This is a genomic window from Mesorhizobium sp. M0139 (genome assembly GCF_040322455.1).
GTDB lineage: Bacteria > Pseudomonadota > Alphaproteobacteria > Rhizobiales > Rhizobiaceae > Mesorhizobium.
This window is the reverse complement of record NZ_JAMYTN010000004.1, coordinates 243,036-262,655: the sequence shown is the minus strand read 5'-3', so window position 1 is coordinate 262,655 and position 19,620 is coordinate 243,036. Positions and strand designations below refer to the sequence as shown.

At 62.5% G+C, this 19,620-nt stretch carries 26 protein-coding genes and 1 pseudogene; 5 read left to right on the top strand and 22 right to left on the bottom strand.

The window, feature by feature from the left end; translation table 11 throughout:
• Positions 1 to 109 precede the first annotated feature (109 nt).
• Positions 110 to 931 carry a DUF2189 domain-containing protein gene (locus tag NKJ58_RS08655; RefSeq protein ID WP_023716234.1) on the top strand — a complete coding sequence of 274 codons (822 nt, stop codon included), beginning with the start codon at positions 110 to 112 and terminating at the stop codon, positions 929 to 931.
• A 63-nt stretch (positions 932 to 994) separates the two neighbouring features.
• Here the strand turns inward: NKJ58_RS08655 and NKJ58_RS08650 are convergent, their stop codons facing one another.
• The 7 genes from NKJ58_RS08650 to NKJ58_RS08620 form a co-directional block, all read right to left on the bottom strand.
• On the bottom strand, positions 995 to 1,393 hold the full coding sequence (locus NKJ58_RS08650; RefSeq protein WP_023667665.1) for a cytochrome C oxidase subunit IV family protein: 399 nt from the start codon (positions 1,391 to 1,393) through the stop codon (positions 995 to 997).
• 9 nt (positions 1,394 to 1,402) lie between these two features.
• Positions 1,403 to 2,125: a heme-copper oxidase subunit III family protein gene (locus NKJ58_RS08645; RefSeq protein WP_023667664.1), complete on the bottom strand. Its 723-nt coding sequence runs from the start codon at positions 2,123 to 2,125 to the stop codon at positions 1,403 to 1,405.
• Positions 2,126 to 2,138: 13 nt separating this feature from the next.
• Positions 2,139 to 2,843, bottom strand: a complete 705-nt coding sequence (locus tag NKJ58_RS08640; RefSeq protein ID WP_023716233.1) for a cytochrome c oxidase subunit 3 — start codon at positions 2,841 to 2,843, stop codon at positions 2,139 to 2,141.
• A complete protein-coding gene (gene ctaD / locus NKJ58_RS08635; RefSeq protein ID WP_352852998.1) occupies positions 2,840 to 4,609 on the bottom strand; it encodes a cytochrome c oxidase subunit I in 1,770 nt (589 codons plus the stop codon). Before ctaD ends, NKJ58_RS08640 begins: the two co-directional genes overlap by 4 nt.
• Before the next feature lie 22 nt (positions 4,610 to 4,631).
• On the bottom strand, positions 4,632 to 5,516 hold the full coding sequence (locus NKJ58_RS08630) for a cytochrome c oxidase subunit II (protein WP_023667661.1): 885 nt from the start codon (positions 5,514 to 5,516) through the stop codon (positions 4,632 to 4,634).
• A 227-nt stretch (positions 5,517 to 5,743) separates the two neighbouring features.
• Entirely contained in the window at positions 5,744 to 6,670 is a 927-nt protein-coding gene (locus tag NKJ58_RS08625; protein WP_023729892.1) for a DMT family transporter, read from the bottom strand.
• A gap of 132 nt (positions 6,671 to 6,802) precedes the next feature.
• On the bottom strand, positions 6,803 to 7,444 hold the full coding sequence (locus tag NKJ58_RS08620; RefSeq protein ID WP_031203521.1) for a glutathione S-transferase family protein: 642 nt from the start codon (positions 7,442 to 7,444) through the stop codon (positions 6,803 to 6,805).
• 158 nt (positions 7,445 to 7,602) lie between these two features.
• Between NKJ58_RS08620 and NKJ58_RS08615 the strand changes: the two genes are divergently transcribed.
• A complete protein-coding gene (locus NKJ58_RS08615; protein WP_352852997.1) occupies positions 7,603 to 8,517 on the top strand; it encodes a LysR family transcriptional regulator in 915 nt (304 codons plus the stop codon).
• Positions 8,518 to 8,542: 25 nt separating this feature from the next.
• Here NKJ58_RS08615 and NKJ58_RS08610 read toward each other — a convergent pair whose 3' ends face one another.
• From NKJ58_RS08610 to map, 5 genes are all read right to left on the bottom strand, one after another.
• A complete protein-coding gene (locus NKJ58_RS08610; RefSeq protein ID WP_023729889.1) occupies positions 8,543 to 8,899 on the bottom strand; it encodes a cysteine hydrolase family protein in 357 nt (118 codons plus the stop codon).
• An 11-nt stretch (positions 8,900 to 8,910) separates the two neighbouring features.
• Positions 8,911 to 9,162 carry an isochorismatase family protein gene (locus NKJ58_RS08605; RefSeq protein ID WP_023729888.1) on the bottom strand — a complete coding sequence of 84 codons (252 nt, stop codon included), beginning with the start codon at positions 9,160 to 9,162 and terminating at the stop codon, positions 8,911 to 8,913.
• A gap of 173 nt (positions 9,163 to 9,335) precedes the next feature.
• Positions 9,336 to 9,734, bottom strand: coding sequence for a RidA family protein (locus tag NKJ58_RS08600; protein ID WP_023681625.1), 399 nt, complete (start codon positions 9,732 to 9,734; stop codon positions 9,336 to 9,338).
• 197 nt (positions 9,735 to 9,931) lie between these two features.
• Positions 9,932 to 10,699 (bottom strand): RadC family protein, encoded by a 768-nt coding sequence (radC, locus tag NKJ58_RS08595; RefSeq protein WP_023705983.1) that lies wholly within the window; start codon positions 10,697 to 10,699, stop codon positions 9,932 to 9,934.
• A gap of 113 nt (positions 10,700 to 10,812) precedes the next feature.
• Positions 10,813 to 11,646, bottom strand: coding sequence for a type I methionyl aminopeptidase (gene map, locus NKJ58_RS08590; RefSeq protein ID WP_023705982.1), 834 nt, complete (start codon positions 11,644 to 11,646; stop codon positions 10,813 to 10,815).
• A 279-nt stretch (positions 11,647 to 11,925) separates the two neighbouring features.
• Here map and NKJ58_RS08585 point away from each other — a divergent pair, with 279 nt between their 5' ends.
• The 3 genes from NKJ58_RS08585 to NKJ58_RS08575 all read left to right on the top strand — a co-directional run bounded on the left by NKJ58_RS08585 (position 11,926) and on the right by NKJ58_RS08575 (position 13,645).
• The gene (locus NKJ58_RS08585) at positions 11,926 to 12,222 is read left to right on the top strand and encodes a DUF982 domain-containing protein (protein ID WP_023667653.1); all 297 of its coding nucleotides are present in this window, start codon (positions 11,926 to 11,928) and stop codon (positions 12,220 to 12,222) included.
• Positions 12,223 to 12,368: 146 nt separating this feature from the next.
• Positions 12,369 to 12,644, top strand: coding sequence for a DUF6074 family protein (locus NKJ58_RS08580; RefSeq protein WP_023681621.1), 276 nt, complete (start codon positions 12,369 to 12,371; stop codon positions 12,642 to 12,644).
• A 332-nt stretch (positions 12,645 to 12,976) separates the two neighbouring features.
• The gene (locus tag NKJ58_RS08575) at positions 12,977 to 13,645 is read left to right on the top strand and encodes a DUF2161 domain-containing phosphodiesterase (protein ID WP_023705981.1); all 669 of its coding nucleotides are present in this window, start codon (positions 12,977 to 12,979) and stop codon (positions 13,643 to 13,645) included.
• A gap of 311 nt (positions 13,646 to 13,956) precedes the next feature.
• Here the strand turns inward: NKJ58_RS08575 and NKJ58_RS08570 are convergent, their stop codons facing one another.
• From NKJ58_RS08570 to NKJ58_RS08525, 10 genes and pseudogenes are all read right to left on the bottom strand, one after another.
• Positions 13,957 to 14,094, bottom strand: a complete 138-nt coding sequence (locus tag NKJ58_RS08570; protein ID WP_352852996.1) for a hypothetical protein — start codon at positions 14,092 to 14,094, stop codon at positions 13,957 to 13,959.
• A gap of 1 nt (position 14,095) precedes the next feature.
• Positions 14,096 to 15,148 carry a tyrosine-type recombinase/integrase gene (locus tag NKJ58_RS08565; protein ID WP_352852995.1) on the bottom strand — a complete coding sequence of 351 codons (1,053 nt, stop codon included), beginning with the start codon at positions 15,146 to 15,148 and terminating at the stop codon, positions 14,096 to 14,098.
• 35 nt (positions 15,149 to 15,183) lie between these two features.
• A pseudogene (locus NKJ58_RS08560) lies at positions 15,184 to 15,297 on the bottom strand (MerR family DNA-binding transcriptional regulator); the annotation flags it as partial.
• Complete coding sequence (locus tag NKJ58_RS08555) at positions 15,297 to 15,746, bottom strand: helix-turn-helix domain-containing protein (RefSeq protein ID WP_352852994.1); 450 nt, start codon at positions 15,744 to 15,746, stop codon at positions 15,297 to 15,299. The gene NKJ58_RS08555 and the pseudogene NKJ58_RS08560, both read right to left, overlap by 1 nt.
• 107 nt (positions 15,747 to 15,853) lie before the next feature.
• Positions 15,854 to 17,059, bottom strand: a complete 1,206-nt coding sequence (locus NKJ58_RS08550) for a hypothetical protein (protein WP_352852993.1) — start codon at positions 17,057 to 17,059, stop codon at positions 15,854 to 15,856.
• Positions 17,060 to 17,149: 90 nt separating this feature from the next.
• Complete coding sequence (locus NKJ58_RS08545) at positions 17,150 to 17,791, bottom strand: trypsin-like peptidase domain-containing protein (protein WP_352852992.1); 642 nt, start codon at positions 17,789 to 17,791, stop codon at positions 17,150 to 17,152.
• A 12-nt stretch (positions 17,792 to 17,803) separates the two neighbouring features.
• Positions 17,804 to 18,115 (bottom strand): hypothetical protein, encoded by a 312-nt coding sequence (locus tag NKJ58_RS08540; protein ID WP_352852991.1) that lies wholly within the window; start codon positions 18,113 to 18,115, stop codon positions 17,804 to 17,806.
• A complete protein-coding gene (locus tag NKJ58_RS08535) occupies positions 18,112 to 18,534 on the bottom strand; it encodes a hypothetical protein (RefSeq protein ID WP_352852990.1) in 423 nt (140 codons plus the stop codon). The genes NKJ58_RS08540 and NKJ58_RS08535 overlap by 4 nt, the downstream gene beginning before the upstream one ends.
• Positions 18,535 to 18,636: 102 nt before the next feature.
• Entirely contained in the window at positions 18,637 to 18,840 is a 204-nt protein-coding gene (locus NKJ58_RS08530) for a Pam3-gp28 family putative phage holin (protein WP_352852989.1), read from the bottom strand.
• Positions 18,837 to 19,562: a glycoside hydrolase family 108 protein gene (locus NKJ58_RS08525; RefSeq protein ID WP_352852988.1), complete on the bottom strand. Its 726-nt coding sequence runs from the start codon at positions 19,560 to 19,562 to the stop codon at positions 18,837 to 18,839. The genes NKJ58_RS08530 and NKJ58_RS08525 overlap by 4 nt, the downstream gene beginning before the upstream one ends.
• Positions 19,563 to 19,620 lie beyond the last annotated feature (58 nt).

Below are 19,620 nucleotides of genomic sequence, written 5' to 3'. Positions count from 1 at the left end.
CAATGGAGTATATTGATTGCGGTGCAGGTCGCGGTTCGCGTGGCCAGTCATGCAGAACGGCAGCACCGTGATACCGCGACCTTGCCGGACCTGGTCTGGAGGAACGGGCATGACAAGTTTTCACGTGATTGCAGGCGCCAGCGAAACGCTGGAACACACCAAAATCCGAAAAATCAGTGTTTCCGATCTTTTCGATGCGCTCAAGCGCGGTGTTGACGATTTTATGGTCAAACCGTCGCACATCGTCTTTCTCTGCCTGATCTATCCGCTTGTCGGCGTGGTGCTCGCTGCCTGGACTTCGGGTGCCAATGCGTTGCCGATGTTGTTTCCGCTGGTGTCCGGCTTTGCGCTTATCGGTCCATTCGCGGCGATCGGCCTTTACGAGATCAGCCGCAGACGAGAAGCCGGGCTCGACACCTCCTGGACGCACGCGTTCGAGGTCAGGAATTCTCCGGCCCTGCCAGCCATCGCCGCAGTCGGGATCATGCTGGTTGCAATCTTCATCGCCTGGCTTTTGGCGGCGCAGGTGTTCTACGAATATCTCTTCGGCCCGGCTCCGCCTGCATCGATTTCGGGCTTCATCAATGAAATATTTGCCACCGGACGCGGCTGGTCTCTGATTGTCCTCGGGCACGCCATCGGCTTCGTCTTCGCCGTGGTGGTGTTGTGCACGACGGTTGTCGCCTTCCCATTGCTGCTCGACCGCGACGTCGGCGCCTACGAAGCCATCCACACGTCGGTGCGAGCGGTGCTGGCGAACCCGATCCCCATGGCTGTCTGGGGACTGATTGTCGCCGTCGCCCTGATCATAGGCTCGCTGCCGGTGTTTGCCGGGCTGGCGGTCGTGCTGCCGATCCTGGGTCACGCCACCTGGCATGTCTACCGCAAGGTTGTGGAGCCGCCATCGTCCCCGACGCGGGTAGGCCTCTGACCCTGCAGATCAGCTGATGGGAAGCTTCATCTCCGGTCTTTGACCGGAGATGAAGACTGTGCGTCAGGGCCCCGGTCCGAAGAAGGACAACCGGGTGAGAAGCGTGTAGTCCGCTTCGAAGAGCATCATCGCCACGAACACCAATATCAGAAGTGGCGGCAGGATGATCGCATAGGTCAGCGCCAGCCGCTCCCAGGCCATGTGCATGAACACGGCGACGATCAGCCCGGCCTTGAGGATCATGAAGATCAGGATCAGAGACCATCTGAGATAGCCGTGGATGCCGAGATAATCGACCATGTAGGAGCAGGCGCTGAGGATGAACAGCCATGCCCAGACCACCAGATAGAGCTTGATCGGATGTTCCTGATGAACCTCCGCGACGCCGGTCGATGGCCCTTCATGCGCATGATCAGAGTGCAGCGCGTGTTGCCCGAGGCCGTTTGCGGTTGCTTCAGCCATGTCAGCCTCTCACCAAAGATAGAAGAATGCGAAAATGAACACCCAGACCAGGTCGACGAAATGCCAGTAGAGCCCCATGATTTCGACGTTCTCGTAGCGACCCCTGCGGCTGGTGAAGAAGCCGGGACGACCGACGTCGTAGTCTCCACGCCAGACCTTTCGCGCCACGATGATGAGGAAGATCACCCCGATCGTCACATGCGTGCCGTGGAAGCCGGTGATCATGAAGAAAGTCGAGCCGAATTGTGCCGCGCCCCAGGGATTGCCCCACGGCCGTACCCCTTCGGTGATCAACTTGGTCCATTCGAAGGCTTGCATGCCGACGAAGGTGGCTCCTAGCGCTGCCGTCAGAAGCATGAGGATTGCGGTTTTGCGGCGGTCGCGGCGATAGCCGAAATTGACCGCCATGGCCATCGTTCCGCTGCTCGATATCAGCACGAAGGTCATGATGGCAATCAGGATCAGTGGAATGTCCGAACCGCCGATGCGAAGCGCAAAGACCTCGCTCGGATTGGGCCACGGCACACGTGTGGAGACGCGCGCGGTCATGTAGGAGAGCAGGAAGCAGCCGAAGATGAAGGTGTCGCTGAGCAGGAAGATCCACATCATGGCCTTGCCCCAGGACACGTTCTTGAACGCGCGCTGATCCGAGGACCAGTCGGCGGCGATGCCTTGCCAGCCTGCGGGCCGCGTCTCCGTTTGGCCGGTATGCGTCAGTGTCGTTTCTGCCATGCTCCTCGACCTCCTAGGTCAGCAACTGCCGGCAAATATCGATGAACGTCGCGGCCCAGCCGGCTAAAAGAGCGAAGATGGCGAGCCAGACGAAAAGCAGGAAATGCCAGTACATGGCGCATAATTCGACGCTGAGGCGAAGCCGTTCCGGCCGTGCCCCGTTCCAGGCGCCGGCGGTTGTCCTGCTCAGGCCCACCAGCCCTCCCACGATATGCAGGCCGTGCATCCCGGTTATCAGGTAGAAAAAACTGTTGGCCGGATTGGAGGCCAGAAAATAACCATCGGCGGTCAGGTCCCGCCATGCCATGAGCTGCCCGATGAGGAAGGCGATCGCGGTGAGCCCAGCCGCGGCAAGGCCGAGCCTAACCGTGTCCATCTGGCGCTTGCGCGCCGCAATCGAGGCGCATTGCAGCGCGATGCTGCTCAGCACCAGCATGCCGGTGTTGAGCCAGAGCAGGCGTGGGATGGGCAGCGGCTGCCAGTCCGACAGCGCCATACGCATGAAGTAGGCGCTGGTGAACAGCGCAAACAGGCAGCCGACCACGGCGAGGAAGACACCGAGGCCGATCTTGGCGGTCGGCAGGCTCGATCGGTCGAAGGCGACAAAATCTCCTGCCACACCTTGCTCGAGCCATGGTTTCGCCATCAGCCGCTGATGCGAGAGCCACCAGCCGGCAAAGCCGGCGATCACGAGAAGGAAGACCAGGATGACGCTCATGCCGGCTCCCTGGAGGGGCCGAACGTGCCCGGCATGTTTTGCGGAATGAAGTCCTCCTTGGCGCCGGGCACGCTGTAGTCATAGGCCCAGCGATAGACGATCGGCAGATCCTTGCCGAAATTGCCATGCGCCGGTGGCGTCTGCGGCGTTTGCCATTCGAGTGTCGTGGCTCGCCATGGATTGCCACCGGCCTCGCGCCCATGGCGGATGCTCCAGATAAGATTGAACAGGAAAACGATCTGGGCGAAGCCGACGATAAACGCCATGATGCTGATGAACGAGTTCAGGTGATGCGCCGACTCCGTCATGACCGTCACGTCGGTCAGTTCGGCATAGCGCCGCGGCACGCCCATCAGGCCGATGTAATGCATGGGAAAGAAGATCAGGTAGGCGCCGAGAAATGTGACCCAGAAATGGAACCGGCCGAGCGTCTCGTTCAGCATCCGGCCGGTGACCTTCGGGTACCAGTGGTAGATCGCGCCGAAGATGACGACGATCGGAGCAACACCCATGACCATATGGAAGTGAGCGACGACGAACATCGTGTCCGACAGCGGGACGTCGACGACGACGTTGCCGAGAAACAGCCCGGTCAACCCGCCATTGACGAAGGTGACGATGAAAGCCATGGCAAACAGCATCGGTATGGTGAGGTGGATGTCGCCCCGCCACAGCGTCAGCACCCAATTGTAGACCTTGATCGCTGTCGGGATGGCAATGATCAATGTCGTGGTGGCGAAGAAGAAGCCGAAATAGGGGTGCATGCCGCTGACATACATGTGGTGCGCCCAGACCACGAAGCTCAGCGCGCCGATGCCAACGATGGCCCAGACCATCATCCGGTAGCCAAAAATGTTCTTGCGCGCATGCGTGCTGATCAGATCGGAGACGATGCCGAAGGCCGGCAGCGCCACGATGTAGACTTCCGGGTGGCCGAAGAACCAGAACAGATGCTGGAACAGGATCGGGCTGCCGCCATTGTGCTGTAGCTGTTCCCCCATCTCGACGACCGCGGGCATGAAAAAGGAGGTTCCAAGCGCGCGGTCAAGCAGCATCATCACGCAGGCGACGAACAGCGCCGGAAAGGCGAGCAGCGCCATGACGGTGGCGGTGAAGATGCCCCAGACGGTCAGCGGCAGGCGCATCATCGTCATGCCGCGCGTGCGGGCCTGCAGCACCGTCACGACATAGTTCAGACCGCCCATGGTGAAGCCGATGATGAACAGGATCAGCGAGACGAGCATCAGGATGATGCCCCATTCCTGGCCGCCAGGTGTGCCGGTCATGATGGCTTGCGGCGGATAGAGCGTCCAGCCGGCGCCGGTCGGTCCGCCGGGATCAAAGAAGCTCGACACCAGCACCAGCACGGCAAGGAGGTAGATCCAGTAGCTCAGCATGTTGACATAGGGAAAGACCATGTCGCGGGCGCCGACCATCAGCGGGATCAGGTAGTTGCCGAAGCCGCCGAGGAAGAGTGCCGTGAGCAGGTAGATCACCATGATCATGCCGTGCATGGTGATGAACTGGTAGTAGGCCTCGGGGGTGATGAAATCGAACGTGCCGGGGAAGCCGAGCTGCAGCCGCATCAGCCAGGACAGCACCAGCGCGACCAGGCCGATGGCCGTTGCGGTCGCCGAATACTGGATGGCGATGACCTTGGCGTCCTGCGAGAAGACATACTTCGTCCACCAGCTGTGCGGATGGTAAAGCTCCATTTCCGCGACTTCGGCGGGCGGGACGGCATCTGCAGGCGTGATATCGACCATAGGCGGAGCACCTCCGTGCCCTTCAGCGGGACCCGACAGTTTCGAGTTTTGCCGCAACTTCTAGAGCTGACGCCGTCGCGTTGCCCGGCGCCTGTTCCACCGAGCCCGTCTGCTGCGGCGCCGACAACTGCGCGAACGTCTGCTGCTGGTCGAGCCAGGCCACATAGTCCTGCTCGGTATCGACCATGACGATGCCATGCATCATCGGGTGCCCCTGGCCGCACAGTTCGGCGCACAGAACCTGGAAGGTCCCGGTCTTGGTGGGGGTGAACCAGAAATAGGTGACCGAGCCCGGTATCATGTCCATCTTGGCGCGGAATTCCGGAACGTAGAAATCGTGCAACACATCGATCGAGCGCAGCAGCATCTTGACCGGCTTGCCGACCGGCAGATGCAGGTCGGCCGCTTCGACCACGACGTCGTCCTGGCCGCTGGGATCCTTGGCGATCACGCCCAGCGGATTTTCAGCGGTGACGTCGCGGGTGTCGGATGTGCCGAGTTTGCCGTCCTTGCCGGGCAAGCGGAAGCTCCACTGCCATTGCTGGCCGACGACTTCGACCACGGTTGCGTCGCTTGGAACGTTGACGAACCGGCTCCAGACAAACAGGCCGGGAACCAGCATGGCGGTAACACCCACTCCGGTGACGATCGTCAGCCACCATTCGAGCCGCTTGTTCTCCGGTTCGTAGGCCGCCTGGTTGCCTTCGCGGTGACGGAAGCGGAAAACGCAATAGGCCATGAATAGGACGACTGCGGCGAAGACGACGCCGGTAATCCAAAAGGTGATGATGATGGTGTTGTCGATATAGTCCCAATTCGAGGCAATCGGAGTCCACCACCATGGGCTCAGGAAGTGGAACAACACCGAGCCCACGACGATCAAAACGAGTACAACCACTATGGGCATGTCCCGTTCCTCCCGGTATTTCAGGGGGCGCGAAGCCGTCCCGGGAAAATACCAAGTGCATCATGCGTGATTTGCGATCGAAATTCTAGAGCCGGTTGTGGAAGGAGCGAAAAATTGCTTCTGCGGCGCCCGGACCTTGCTTCGTTGGTGACGCCGGAGCGACACCTGACCCCCAAATCAGGGAGGGCAGGGACTGGTTTGATTCGGCTTGCCTTGTTCCAGCGGGATCAAAGCGCCTTGATGATGATGCAGCCGGCCAAAAGCAGCACGACGCCGGCGAGCCGCATGCCGGAGACAAGCCGCTGCGGCAGGCGGAACCAGCCGAAGGTGTCGACGAAGATGCCGGCGACCTGCTGGCCGGCCACCGTCAGGCTGACGGCAGCTGCCGCTCCGATGACGGGGATGGCGGTGAACACGGTCGTGACATAGGTGGCGCCGGCAAAACCTCCGAGCCAGCCCCACCAGGGCATCGACGACAGGCCGGCGAGGCGAGGGCGGGGCGTCTTCGTCAGGGCAAGCGCGATCAGAAGCACCGCGGCCATGGCCAGCATCGCCACCAGGAACGAGATGGTGCCGACCGCAAACGGCGCGCCGCCAAGGTCGTGCCGAAGCAAGGCGTTTACAGCGCCTTGCACCGGAAGCACGGCGCCTGCCAGCAGCGCCAGTCCGATCCACCCTGGTCTTGAGGATGCGGTATTGTCGGCCGCGCCCTTCTGTCCCAGAACGATGAGGGCAGCCCCGGCAAGCAAGACGAGCATGCCGAAGGCAGGCCCGGCTCGCAGTCCGGCGTCGGGGATCCCGAGCCAGCCGAACGTGTCGAGGGCGAAGGATGCAAGCATCTGCCCAGCGATGAAGAGCCCGACGGACACGACGGCGCCAAGGCGAGGGAACAGAAGAATGGTCGAAACAACGTAGAAGGCCGAAGCAATGCCGCCGATCGCATGCCACCATTCGGCTTGCCGAACGGCAAGCAGAGCCGGTGTCGTTCCGGTGAGGGCCGTGATCGACAACAGCACGATGGCGCCGACCGCGAGCTGAAGCGTGGTCGCGGCAAAGGGAGAGCCGACCGCCTTTGAAAGTTGGGCGTTGGCGCCAGCCTGCACTGCGAGCAGGCCACCGGCGACAAGCGCCAGAGGGATGAAGAGGATTTCCACGATCGTTTTCCTTGAATGCGGGGTGCGGCGGCTAGGGCATGATCCCAAAAAGTGGGTGCCGGGTTTTGGAAAAGATCATGCTCCAACAAAGGGTTAGGTCATGATGAGATTTCAACCAAATCTCATCATGATCTAAGCGGCAGCCGATGCTTCGGGCAGGGCGGGAACGGCAATGCCTCTGACAACTGCGGAGCGTCGGCCTATGGCGGCATACCAACGCGCCAGGTCTGGCGCGTCATCGAGGCTGAGGCCGAGCCTGGTGACGGCCGCGTTGATCCATGGCCATGTCATCACATCGGCGATGCCGTAGCTTTTGCCGACAATGTGCTCATGGTGCTTTAGCCGGCTATCGAGAACGCGGAAGACACGTCCGGTTTCGCGCTCAAAACGCTCGATCACGTAAGGGATTTTTTCCGGCGCGAAGACTTTGTAATTCCACAATTGGCCAAGCGTCGGGCCGACATGGGCCGCCTGGAACAAGGTCCAGGTCAGCGTATCGTCCGCTTCCTGCGCGCCCACCGGCTGAAGCTTGCCCGACCGTCGCGCCAGGTAGTGCAGGATGGCGCCGGATTCGAAGACCGTGCGGCGGGCGTCCCGGTCGACGATCACCGGGATCTTGTTGTTGGGATTGAGCGCCAGGAAATCAGGCTTGGTCTGGTCGCCCTTTTCGATGTCGACCAAGCGGACCGAGTAGGGCAGGCCGACCTCTTCCAGCATGATCGAGGCCTTGTGCCCGTTGGGTGTCTGGCAGGTGTAGAGTTCTATCGGCGTCATGGCTCTTCTCCGCGACCGTTCTTTCGTCGTCGGACTCCATATGGCGTGCGCGCATGCGCAGATCGACATGCCGATTCGCCCGCTTGCTCTGCGTTTTTGCACAGTGAAGCGTCATTTGACTCGCAGAGCGCAACGTTTTCTCTTATCTTTCTGCAAGAATGCACAGCTCACGCGATATCGACTGGGAAGATCTGCGCATGGTGCTGGCCGTCGCCGATGGCGCTTCGCTGGCGGCGGCGGCTCGGATCCTGGGCGTGAACCACACGACTGTGCTGCGGCGCGTCAACGCCTTCGAGGCGCGGCTGGGTATCCGCCTTTTCGATCGGTTGCCGACTGGTTATGCCCTCACCCCGGGCGGCGAGGAACTGCTGGGCGCGGCACGCACAATGGCCGAGACGGTCAATGAACTGGCGCGCAAACTGTCGAGGCAGGATCTCAGGTTCGAAGGCAGGTTGCGGGTCACCACCACCGACACGCTGATGGCGTCGGTGCTGCCGCCGATCCTGGCGGCGTTTCATAAGCTCCATCCCGGCATACGGGTCGAGGCGATGACGCAGAATTCCATCGCCAACCTGACGCAAAGGGATGCAGACGTGGCGATCAGGCCGGTGTCGCAACCGCAGGAAATCCTGGTGGGCCGGCGCATTTCGGGCGTCGCCTTCGCCGCCTACGCGACACGTTCCTACGCCGAAAAGCTACCCCCGGAGCCGAGACTGGGTGCGCTGCGCTGGATCGCGCCCGACGACAGCCTGGCCAACACCGGCGTCGCCCGCTGGATGCGGTCGTCGCTGCCCGATGTCGAGATCGCCATGCGCGCCGATTCCCTGGTGACGATGTCGCATGCGGCGGGCGCCGGAATCGGGGTTGCGGCGCTGCCCTGTTATCTCGGCGACAGCCTGCCCGGGCTTGTAAGGGTCGGAGGGCTGATCGAGGAGATCGGCTCGGCGCTATGGGTGCTGGTGCACGACGATTTGCGCCGCACGGCGCGCGTCCACGCCTTCACCAAATTCGTCTCCGGCGAATTGCAGCAGCGGCGCGACCTTCTTGAGGGCAGACTCGGCGCCGGAGCTTGAGACGCACGCCAGCTGACGCGCGGGCTCAGCTCCGCAAGAGGTTCCCAAGCTCGGCAACCGTCATCACGCGCCCGAACACCTTGCCTATGATGTCGAGGGTTGCATTGTGCGATGCCTCGTCCAGTCCGCCATTGGCGTCGCTGATGAAAGCCACCTTGTAGTCGCGCATGAAGGCGCTCCGCGCGGTGGATTCGCAGCAGACGCTGGTCACGGTGCCGATGATGATCACCGTGTCGACCCGGCCTGCGCCACGGATGTTGCGCAACACGGTCTCGAGCTGCGTGTTGTGGAAGGCATCGTAGCGGTGCTTTTTGATGACGACATCCCCAGGCAAGGGCGCAAGCGCGGCGACGATTTCGGCGCCGGCGCTGCCTTCCCGCATGCCTTTGGTTTTCAGCTTCGGCTGATAGCTGGTTCCAGCGGCGAGATATCGAAATGGTCGCTGAGCACATGCTGGGTGTAGATCACCGGGACGCCTTGCGCGCGGCAAAGCTCGACCACCTGCCGCATCGCCGGAATGCGATGGCGGGCCATGGCCACTTCCATGACGGCGCCCTCATCGACGAAGTCGCTTTGCATGTCGATGACCAGGAGGGCTGCGCGTGGCTTGTCGAACGGCCATGGTTCGTCGCCGGGCTGGGGCATTGCGTGTTTCCTGTTTCCGACGTTGATCAGGTGAGCAGCAGGCTCTTCATCGAGACATCGCAATTCCTGCCGATGACGATGTGATCGTGGATGGATGGAGAGATCAAGGTCGTGGCAATCTCGCAGCGAGTTCCGGGATTTGGTTTGGGCGACTTGACGCGTCCTCGCTTGGCCTACGGGTCGATGACCGCGATCGCATCGATCTCTATCAGGTAGCCGGGAGACATCACCGCTATCCCGACCACTACGTTTGCCGGCTTGTGATCGCCGAACAGCTCGATCTGGGCCGCTTCGATGATCGGCACGTGTTCGTCGCGTTTGTAATCGACGATGTAGATCGTGATCTTGCAGACTTGCTCGGGCCGAGCGCCGGCGGCAGCAAGCGCACGGCCAAGATTCCCGAACGCCAGGCGCGCCTGGACTGCGAAATCACCATGGCCAACGAGCTTGCCGTGTATGTCTTCTGGCTGCTGGCCCGAGACGAACACCAGCTTGCTTCCTGTCGCAACGACGACCTGGGAGTACATTTCCGGAATCGGCAGATCATTTGGATTTATGCATTCGAGCGTCATTGAATAGATCTCCTGCAATGGCTGACGGGAACTGGCTGCTTCGTATTCGCGAGTCTACGACATTGTCGCCGAAGCGGGCGCTTCCGTCACAATATCACTTCTACACCGCAAGCGTGGGCGTTTGAGCCAAGCCGGAATGTTGCTGATTGGCTCGCGAGCGGTGGCGTTTGGGTTGACGGCGCCGGCGAGCGTCGGGCTCAGATCAGCAGCAGGCCCTTCATCGAGGCATTGCCTTTCTTGCCGATGATGATGTGGTCGTGGACGGCGATGCCGAGCGGCTTGGCGCTGTCGATGATCTGCTTGGTCATTTCGATGTCCGCACGCGATGGTGTCGGATCGCCGGAAGGGTGGTTATGCACCAGGATGACGGCGCTGGCCGACAGTTCCAGCGCGCGCTTGATCACTTCGCGCGGATAGACCGGCGTGTGGTCCACGGTGCCGACCTGCTGTACCTCGTCGGCGATCAGCACGTTCTTCTTGTCGAGGAACAGGATGCGGAAATGTTCGCGGTTCTCGAACGCCATCGCCGAGCGGCAGTACGCAAGAAGCTGCGTCCAGTTGGACAGCACCTCGCGGTCGCGAACCTCGGTCCGCGCCATGCGCTGCGCGGCAGCGGCAATCACCTTCAGGTCGACCGCCACGGCGGGGCCGATGCCCTTCACCTCCTGCAGCAGCGCCACCGGTGCGCCAAGCACTTCGCCAAAAGTGCCGAAGCGCGCCAAAAGCGCCTTGGCGATCGGCTTGGTGTCGACGCGCGGGATCAGGCGAAACAGCAGCAGTTCGAGAAGTTCGTAGTCGGGCAGGGCGTCCGCGCCGCCGGCAACGAAGCGCTCGCGCAAGCGGTCGCGATGGCCGTGATAGTGTGGCTTGTCCGTCGATTTGTCTCTTGGTGCCTTGTCCTTCGCCGGTGGTTCAAGCCACCGCTCGGAGAAGAACCCCCGTTCGTCGTCACCGCTGTTCCCCATCGACCCCCCACACTCCCCGAAGGCTTCGACGGCAGATTAGAGCGGTAAGCAGCGCGCGGTCGAGTTTTTTCGGCGACGGCGCCTCAAAGCCGCGGCTTGAGGCGATCTTGTTTTCAGCTGACCGGCGGCAGGCCGGGGCGGTCGAGCTTGTTTGGCGACAGGGTGAAAATCTCGCAGCCAGTTTCGGTGACGCCGATCGTGTGTTCGTACTGCGCCGACAGCGAGCGGTCGCGCGTCACCGCCGTCCAGCCGTCCGACAGCACTTTCACATGCGGCCGGCCAAGATTGATCATGGGCTCGATGGTGAAGATCATGCCCGGCCGCATCTCGACGCCTTCCGAGGCGGTGCCATAGTGCAGGATGTTGGGTGCGTCGTGGAACAGCTGGCCAACGCCGTGGCCGCAGAAATCGCGCACCACCGAGCAGCGCTCTGCCTCGGCATAGGTCTGGATGGCGGCGCCGATGGCGCCGGTGCGGGCGCCGGGCCGGACCGCCGCGATGCCGCGCATCAGGCACTCGTGGGTGACTTCGAGCAGGCGTTCGGCGGCGCGCTTGATGGTGCCGACGGGATACATGCGCGAGGAATCCCCGTGCCAGCCGTCGAGGATGTAGGTGACATCGATGTTGACGATGTCGCCATCCTTCAACGGCTTGTTGTCTGGAATGCCGTGGCAAACGACGTGGTTGATCGAGGTGCAGGACGATTTGGTGTAGCCGCGGTAGTTGAGCGTCGCCGGTAGCGCGCCTTGGTCCATGCCGAATTCGAAGACGAAACGGTCGATGGTCTCGGTGGTGACACCCGGCTGGACCATCGGCACCAGTTCATCGAGGCAGCGCGCGGTGAGATCGCAGGCCTTGCGCATGCCGGCAAATCCTTCTTCGGCATAGAGGCGGATCTGGCCGGTATTCCTGAGGGGTGCCGTGGCGGCGTCGAGATAGGTGACCATAGTGTCCGTTTGCCTGTAAGCGGGCGGCGCATACCAGCCCGTTAGAAAATTTCCTCAGATTTGGCACTGCAAGCCGCAAGGTTCAAGGAAGAACTGCCGGCAATGGACTGATACTGGCGATATTCCTAGCTTGCGCGGCCGCTCAGATGACATCCAGGTGCGCGATCTCCTCCGAATGCCGAGATCGCACTGACGACACATTTTCGCGCAAAAGCAGCCAAAGCAACTTTTGACGACGAACGGCGTTGCTGTGGTCGACGCCAGTTCGGGAGATATAGAATGGACAGATTGCAATTCGAGGTGCCGGTGCGCATCGCGCCCGCGCCCGGGCTGCCGGTAGAGGAAATATACAGCGTCGAACAGGCGCTGGATATCCTGCATGACTGGCCAAAGAAGCGACAGGGCAAGGTCTATGAGGCGGCGTTCAATGCCTGCTTCGGGGCCACGGTGGATGTGGTCAAGACTGAGGATGCCTGGCGCGCCTTCATGGCGTTTTGCCGGGTCAGTGGCCTGCTGGCCAGGGATATGATGGTTACGGCCAAGCGCGCCGGCGAGGCGAGGGGCCTGAGGGTCTAGAGTTCTGCTTGGCCTGGAGGCCGGCCAACCGACTCGTTCCAATCGGCGCGGACTCCGCGGCGTTAAGGTTCCGTTTCCGACTTCACAGCTAGGCATGAGCCATAGAGCAGCGTCTGATTCGTTGCGTCGGTTTCATGGTGCAGAACATGTCTTCAGCCAATGTGCGTACCTTCCCGCTAGATCGGCAGACCGTGCTGGTGCGCGAGGTCGCCGCAAGGCTGGGCAGACTGCACGGCGACACGGCCACGTCGTTCTGGAAGGCCACGGCGCGCGAACTCCTCGACAAGGCGGTCGCGGCCGGCTGCGATGCGGCTTCGGCGGCCAACGATGTCCGCCGGTTTTTTGCCGCGGTCCAGGACGAGATGCATTTCAAGGCGGACGATGCCGCACCAGGGCAGCGCCGGACGCGCACCCGCCCCTAGCCTCAAAACACACGCGCTCATCATTGTGTGGCCAACCGTGGACCGGTCTTGGCGTCGACGGATCTCGGGTCCTACGCTGTCGATTGTGCCGTCCCAGCCACGGCGAGCGCCTTGTTGAACGCGAGACAGGCGATGAAATACTGGTCGCGCTCGGCCCTGGCGACGTCGGTCATCGCCAAGGAAATCGTCGAGCGCTATGGCGGGACTATCATGCCGGAGACCTGCCTGACGAATGGCTTTTGCAGATGGTGGGATCGACGCGGTTTAGCGCAAGGCGTCGGCCTCTCGGCCATCCCTGTGCCGACCCGATCCGAATCGGCTATGCCTGCGCGATGCAGGAAACGTCTCTCTACATCCCGGTGAAGCGGTTTCTCGAGAGCCTGGAGTTCACGGTCAAGGGCGAAGTCGGCCACTGCGATATCGTGGCGGTGCGCGACGGCGAGCCGCCTGTGCTGGTCATCTGCGAACTGAAATTGCAGTTCAACCTCGAACTGGTGCTGCAAGGTGTCGATCGCGCCGCGGCATGCGACGAAGTGTGGCTGGCGGCGCGCATGTCGGCGCGTGGCAAGGGCCGCGAGCACGACCGCCGTTTTCGCGCGCTGTGCCGGCGGCTCGGCTTCGGGCTTCTGGCTGTCAGCGGCAAGGGGGAGGTCGAATTGCTGCTCAGCCCGGCGGCTCTGCCGCCGCGCCGCGATCCGAAGCGCCGCTCCCGGCTGATGGAGGAACACCGGCGCCGGCGCGGCGATCCGGTGGTCGGCGGCGGTTCGCGCGCGCCGATCATGACCGCCTACCGGCAGGATGCGCTGGCCTGCGCCGCAGCCATGACCGACGGGCCGAAACGCCCGCGCGATCTGAAAGCGATTTCGCCACGCGCGCCCAGCATCCTCTTGGACAATGTCTATGGCTGGTTCGCCAGGGCCGAGCGCGGCGTCTACGCGCTGACCGAGGGTGGCCACGCGGCGTTACAGCGCTGGCCGCAGGTAGCGCACGACCAAGGGTGAGTGCCGGAGATTGCCGCGAGCAGGCGCCGAGGGAAACCTCGGCACGGCAGCCGCTGTTCGCCGTTTCAACCGATTCGCCGCGCCACCGTTCCAGCCGCTGCTAGTTCGGCGGCTGCCGCGAGGCTTCTTGTTTTCCTGAAAGATCTGGTACGCCCAAGGGGAATCGAACCCCTGTTACCGCCGTGAAAGGGCTCCACGGACCATTCTCCGATACAACGCTACACTGAATTGATTGATAAATTCGGATTTGTAGCGCTACAAAGCGCGACACTAAAAGCGCGCCAATGGCCGGTTAACACGCCACTGGCGCGTCAGAGATTGTGCGCGACCAGGTAGATCAATCCGGCCGCGCAGCCGAGCGCGCCGACCAGCCGCCAGTTGTAGAGCGCGAAGGCGCCAACCACGATGGCGGCTAGGGCCAGGATGATGCCGCCTGCGGTCTCGACCATGTCAATCCTCCAACCGTGACGCCAGGTGCTCGTGCGAGTGGTGGCCGTAGACCCGCTCGACAGTCGCCACCGTGTCACCGAGCAGCCTGGCGACATCATACAGTGATTTGCCCTCCTGCAGGAGGTGGGTCGCGCGAGTGTGCCGCATGATGTGCGGGTGCCGACGGTTCTCATCAATCTCAAGCCGCTCGCACAACGCCACATACTGGCGATAGAAGTTCGACGACACAAAGACGCGCTGCTTGCCGCCGGTCTCTAGCAGCCCCTCGACGAGCGGTTCCATGGTCTTCAGGATTGGCACGATCGGCTGCCGCTTCTTGGTCGTCTTCTTGCCGGCCTGCTGAAGGATGATGCGCTTTTGCGGCAGCTTGATCTGGTCGCGGGTCAGATCCTCGATCGATTTGCGCCGCGCGCCGGTGTAATAAAGTAACTGGACAAATTGGGCCATCTCGCCGTCGGCGGCCGCGAAGATCGCGTCTCGCTCCTCCGTCGAATAGTAGGGCGCCTCGTCGTCCGGGCCAAGGCGGCGCTCCGGCGGCAGGTCGACTTGGATCGGCTTCGTGTGCCGGCCCATCCAGATGGCGTGGTTGGCGGCGGCCACAAGCACGTTCAGCTCGCGCCGGATCGTGGCGGTGGCGCCAGCTTTGACCGTGCGCCGCTTGCCGCCACCGATCTCGCCAGCCTGCCTTGCGGCCGTGTAGCCTTGGCTGGTGGGCACGTCGACATCGGACAGCAGCCTGTCGCCGAAGAACGCCTTCAGGTGCGCGACAGCGTGCTCCTGGCGCTCCGCGTCAGCGCACTTCTTCCTGGCATGCTCTTTGAGGTAGTCGTCGAGGGCTCGCGCAACGGTGATCGCGCCCTTCGGACGCGCGTTGCGGATCTCCTTGCCGTTTAGGAGGAATTCCGCGAAGCGAGACTGCGCTTCGTCAGCGTCGCTCGTACGAAGGCTGAGGCGCTGGGTCTTCCGGGTGACATCGTCATACCAGTGTGCGTAGAAAACGCCTCCGTTATCACGGCGCTCGCACCACGGGGTCGTCCGCGCGGGTCTCGGCATAGCGAATTGAACTCCTTTCCTTTCTCGGGTCCGAATCGCATGTGGCCACCGGCTGTGCGCTCCGTCGGGGTGAATTTTCCTTCGTTCACGTAGCGGGTGACGGTCCTGACACTCGCTCCGACCAGCACTGCAAACTCGCCGATAGACATCATTCGTTCGCGTCTCCCTTCAGTATCTCGAGGATCTTCAACGCGGTGGTCCATTCCACCGGCTGGTTGATGCGCAGCCACGCTTTGCCTTCGCCGAGGTCGCGCACGCCCATCGCGGCATGCTTCTCGCCCGTTCCGGTGACGCCAAGCGCCGGCCGCAATTCGTCCGCTTCGACACCGAGCGCCCGCGCAATCGCGTGCAGCTTGGTGTTGCCTGGCAGGAAGCGCGCGTTAATGTACTTCGAAACTGAATCGCGCGTGACCTCGCCTTTGGCCATCTGCTTGGTCGCTTCCCTGGCCAGGTCGGACTGAGACCAGCCCTTCTTGTCGAGGTGCACCTGCAGCCGTCTAGCAAATTCGAGCGCCACCGCGTCGACCGGGGCGTTGTCTACCAGACCAGCCGGGGCGGCGTGTTGAGTGCGGTGCTGTTTTGCCATCTGTATGCTCATGTGTCGTTGAATCTCCTCTTGCTGTTATCACACAACGATACGTATGTGCAATTTGCAAGAGTACAAGACACGGTCTGATTTTGGACAAAACGGTTAGGAATGTGTGCCTACGCTGCAACAGTGAAGCGATCGACCTCGCCGCGGTCCTTGTGCAGGGTGATCGAAACCATGTTGCGCGGCGACTGGTAGCCTTCGCCAGCGTGCCATGCGTCCTTGGCGGCCAGGGTGTTGAAGCTCTCGGCGCGCAGCCCGCGCAGCGTGTTTACAGCCAAGGACTTTTCGTTGTGGATGTGGCCGGTGTAGCCGTAGCGGAATTTGGTCTTGCCCCACTGCTCCGGCCAGTTGGCGGCGACGAAGCCGGCCATGTCGCCCATCTTGAGCATGTCGCCGTGTGTCGCCGCTATCATGCAGGCGCCGTGCTGGCGCATGTAGAAGCGCGACGGGCTGGTGTCGACGGTGACGCGCTCGTTGTTGCGGAAATGCGCGGCGACGGCGATCGACAGCATCCGGCTCGATTCGTCGTCGTGGTTGCCTGGCAGCTTCCGGTATTCGACGAAATCGTGCTTCTGCAGCGCCAGCTCGACGCATTCGAGGATGAGTTCGAAGCCCATCTGCACGACCTTGGAATATCGCGTGTCGACATCGAGCGGATTGCCGCTGCGCATCGTCCGGTTCATGCTGTTATCGGAGTGGAAGTAATCGCCGAGGTCGAGCACGACGGCGTGCGTCGCGGCGGCCGAGCGCGCGACGAGGTTGTTCATGCTGCCGCGCAGCAGGTCCGACGCGATCGCTATGTCGTAGTCGGCGCCGGTCTCCTTGGCCCACGAGAACATGCCGAGGTGCAGATCCGCGATCGGGTAGACGGTCAGGAGATCGTCGTTGGTGTGGCCTGGCGGCGCCACCAGCGGGGCCGGGTTGTGGTCCTTGAGCGCGGCCAGGAGGGCGTCGGCGAGGATCGGAGTGCCGTCTTCGCGGGTCTTGATCCATTTGGCCAGCACGCGGTCTTCGGCGTCGACCAGAGCGGAAATACCCTTGGCCACATGGCCGGCCGGCATCTCGAAGACCTCTCCGGGCTCCTTGGTCTGCTTGACCCATGCGTCGCCGACCTTGCTGGCGACCGATTTGACGGCGAAGCCAGGCAGGACCGGATCGTAGCCGAGCATGCCGCGTTCCGCGGCGCGGTTGAAGCGTTTATCGAACGTGCCGGGTGCCATGCCGAGCATTCGCGCGGCCGCCGCTTTGTTGTTGCCGGCAGCGCGGTAAGCGTCGACCGTCTGCTGCGCCAGTTCGTCTGAAAGGGGCTGTCCAGCCATTAGCTCGCGTACCTTCTAGCCGTTTCGATGAATGCAAAAATGGCTGCCGCGTCGAACGCCAGCAGCCATTGAAAAGGGGTCATGTTTGAGTCAGACGACCCGGCCAAGCATGCGGCATATGTCGGCGCCGGGGACCATCAGGGTGTACCCTGTGTTCGGCAAGCCAGAAACCAGGATGCCGACCACTTCGCTGGTCGCTTCGTCGTAGACAGGCCCGCCGGAGACACCGAAGGTGCCGGTGAGATCAAGCGGGATGAGGCCATTCCACGGTCCCGCGGTGAAGCCGAAATTCGAAGACACGCGGCCCCAAGTGTTGGCGAATTCGAGGTCCATCGGGTTGCCGACGAGGCGGACGGCCTGGCCAACATATGACGGCGAGCAAGAGAGAGAGGATGCATCCAGGCCGGCTGCTTTCGGCGAATAGACCAGCGCCACATCGTGGCCCTGTCCGAGCACCGCCCACAGCACTTCGCCGGTGTATTTGCTGCCGTCCTGCGCGGTGAGAATGACGCTGGTGACATCTTTGCCGACATGGCCGGCGGTGATGAAGAAGCCGTTGCCGATGTGGACGCCGGAACCGTGACCGCCGGCCACTTCGACACGAACGGCTGACTTGGCCAGATCGGTCGGCGCAAGAGCGGCGCCGGTGACGAAGCTTGCGCCGAGGAAAAGAGAACAAAGAACTACGAGGGCTTTAAGCCAGTTGGCCGGCTCGATCACGAATTTGCGCATGAGAAAATCTCCTTACGATCGAGCTACGGTTCGGTTGTCGAGAAATTTGTCGAGGCGGTCGCCAAGGCGCTCGATGGCCTGCACGACACGTTCTTCGACTTCCCGGATGGATGAGTTGGTTGCGTAGTTGCGCGCGACCTCGAGCTTGAAGTCGCTGATCACCTGCGCGACGGCGGCGAACCGCAGCGCGTTGTCTTCGCGGAGCTTTTCAACGTCCCTGCGGACGGCCATGATCTGCGAATAGAGCCAGCCGCCAGCGCCAGCCAGGGCGCCGGCTACGGTGATGAACGCGAGCACGCTGCTCCATGTAATGGCGTCGTTCATTTGCGGCCTCCGATCGCGTTGGCTATTGCGCCAAGCCCGGCCACGCCGCCGCCGACGTAGAAGATGTTCTGGAACACGACATCGGCGTATTCCTTGAGCTGCGGCGGCAAGGCGGCCGCATCCGGCAGCGCGCCGTTGCAGAGCGAATCCAGCATGCCCCAGCCGAACCACGCCGCTGTCGGCACCGCAGCGATCAGCCATGGAATCCAGAACGACTTGTGCTGCATCCCGGTGGTGACGATGCTGGCTTGCAGCCTCTGCTGCTCGAGCAGTCCCTCGTAACGCTTGATCGTGACATCGGCGGCGATGCGGTCGGCGTCGTTCTGCGCGGACAGCTTCGCCTTGTATGCCCCGTTCAGCCCGGCGATGATCTTCCCGATCGGGTCGACGCCGAGGAGCTTGAGCAGGAAAGCGATCACAACAGCCACGCTCCGGCGATGAAGCCGAGAACCGCGCCGACAGCGAACGGCCACCGCGCCTGAAGCACGTACGCGTAGAAAAGCTCGATCCGGCCTTCCATGTCAGTTGTCCCATCCGAATTTGCGGGCGAGCAGGTGCCAGCCCTCCGTGACGGCGCCCATGGCCAGGCCGAAGCCGGTCTCGAGCAGCATCTGGATGTCGGGGTCGGCGGTGAATGTCGCGGCGTCGTCGGAGCCGAACAGGCCGCGCGCGACGAGCGCGGCGGCGGCATAGCGGAGGACGATGCGGATGAACACGGAGGTCATTGTGCGGCTGCCTCTGCGATGTACGCGGCTGCCCGCGTCTTGTTGATGTGTGCGCGCCAGACCAGGACGCCGGCGATGGCTGCGACAGCGATCACGAGCAGGACGATCGTGGTCACGCTGCCTGTGTCGACGACGGCGTTCGCCGCCGGAGCGCTGACAACCGCGCCACCGGCGCCGGCCGCCTGCTTGCCGGCCTTCTTGCCGGCGGCGTCAGCTTCGCGTTCGAGCACGGCCTTGACGACGGCCGCGTTGCCGGGAAGCGCGATCGCCCACGCGACGCCCTTGGCCTCGATCTCGGCGACACGGCGCGCCCAGCCCTTGCCGAACGTCTTCCAGATTTTCAGGCTCTGCATGAAGCCGAGCCGTTTGGCGCAGAGCTTCTTGACGGTGTCCGCCGGTGAGCCGCCGACAGACGCGGCCAGCCACGCCTTGCCGCGGCCGACGCCGGAATTAACCGATGCGTCGAAGGTCGCCAGATCGACGCCGGCCGCCAGGCTTTCGCCGTTGATCGGCCCCCAATAATCGGTGCGGTAGATCGTGGCGACGTTGTCGTTCGATATGGCTTTCAGGTCGGCCTTCGTCGCCTTCGGATGAAAGCGCCGGAAAGTCCCGATCGTGATGCCTTTCATGGTCGCGCCGCCGGGGTCAGCCGGGTTGTCGGACCAGCCGCCTTCCAGCGGGAGCGTCACATTCAAGCATCTCTGGAAGTTGCCTGCGGCCATTTGCCTTTCCTTTGTAGCGCTACAACATATCCCATAACGCTACAAATAGCGCAAGAGG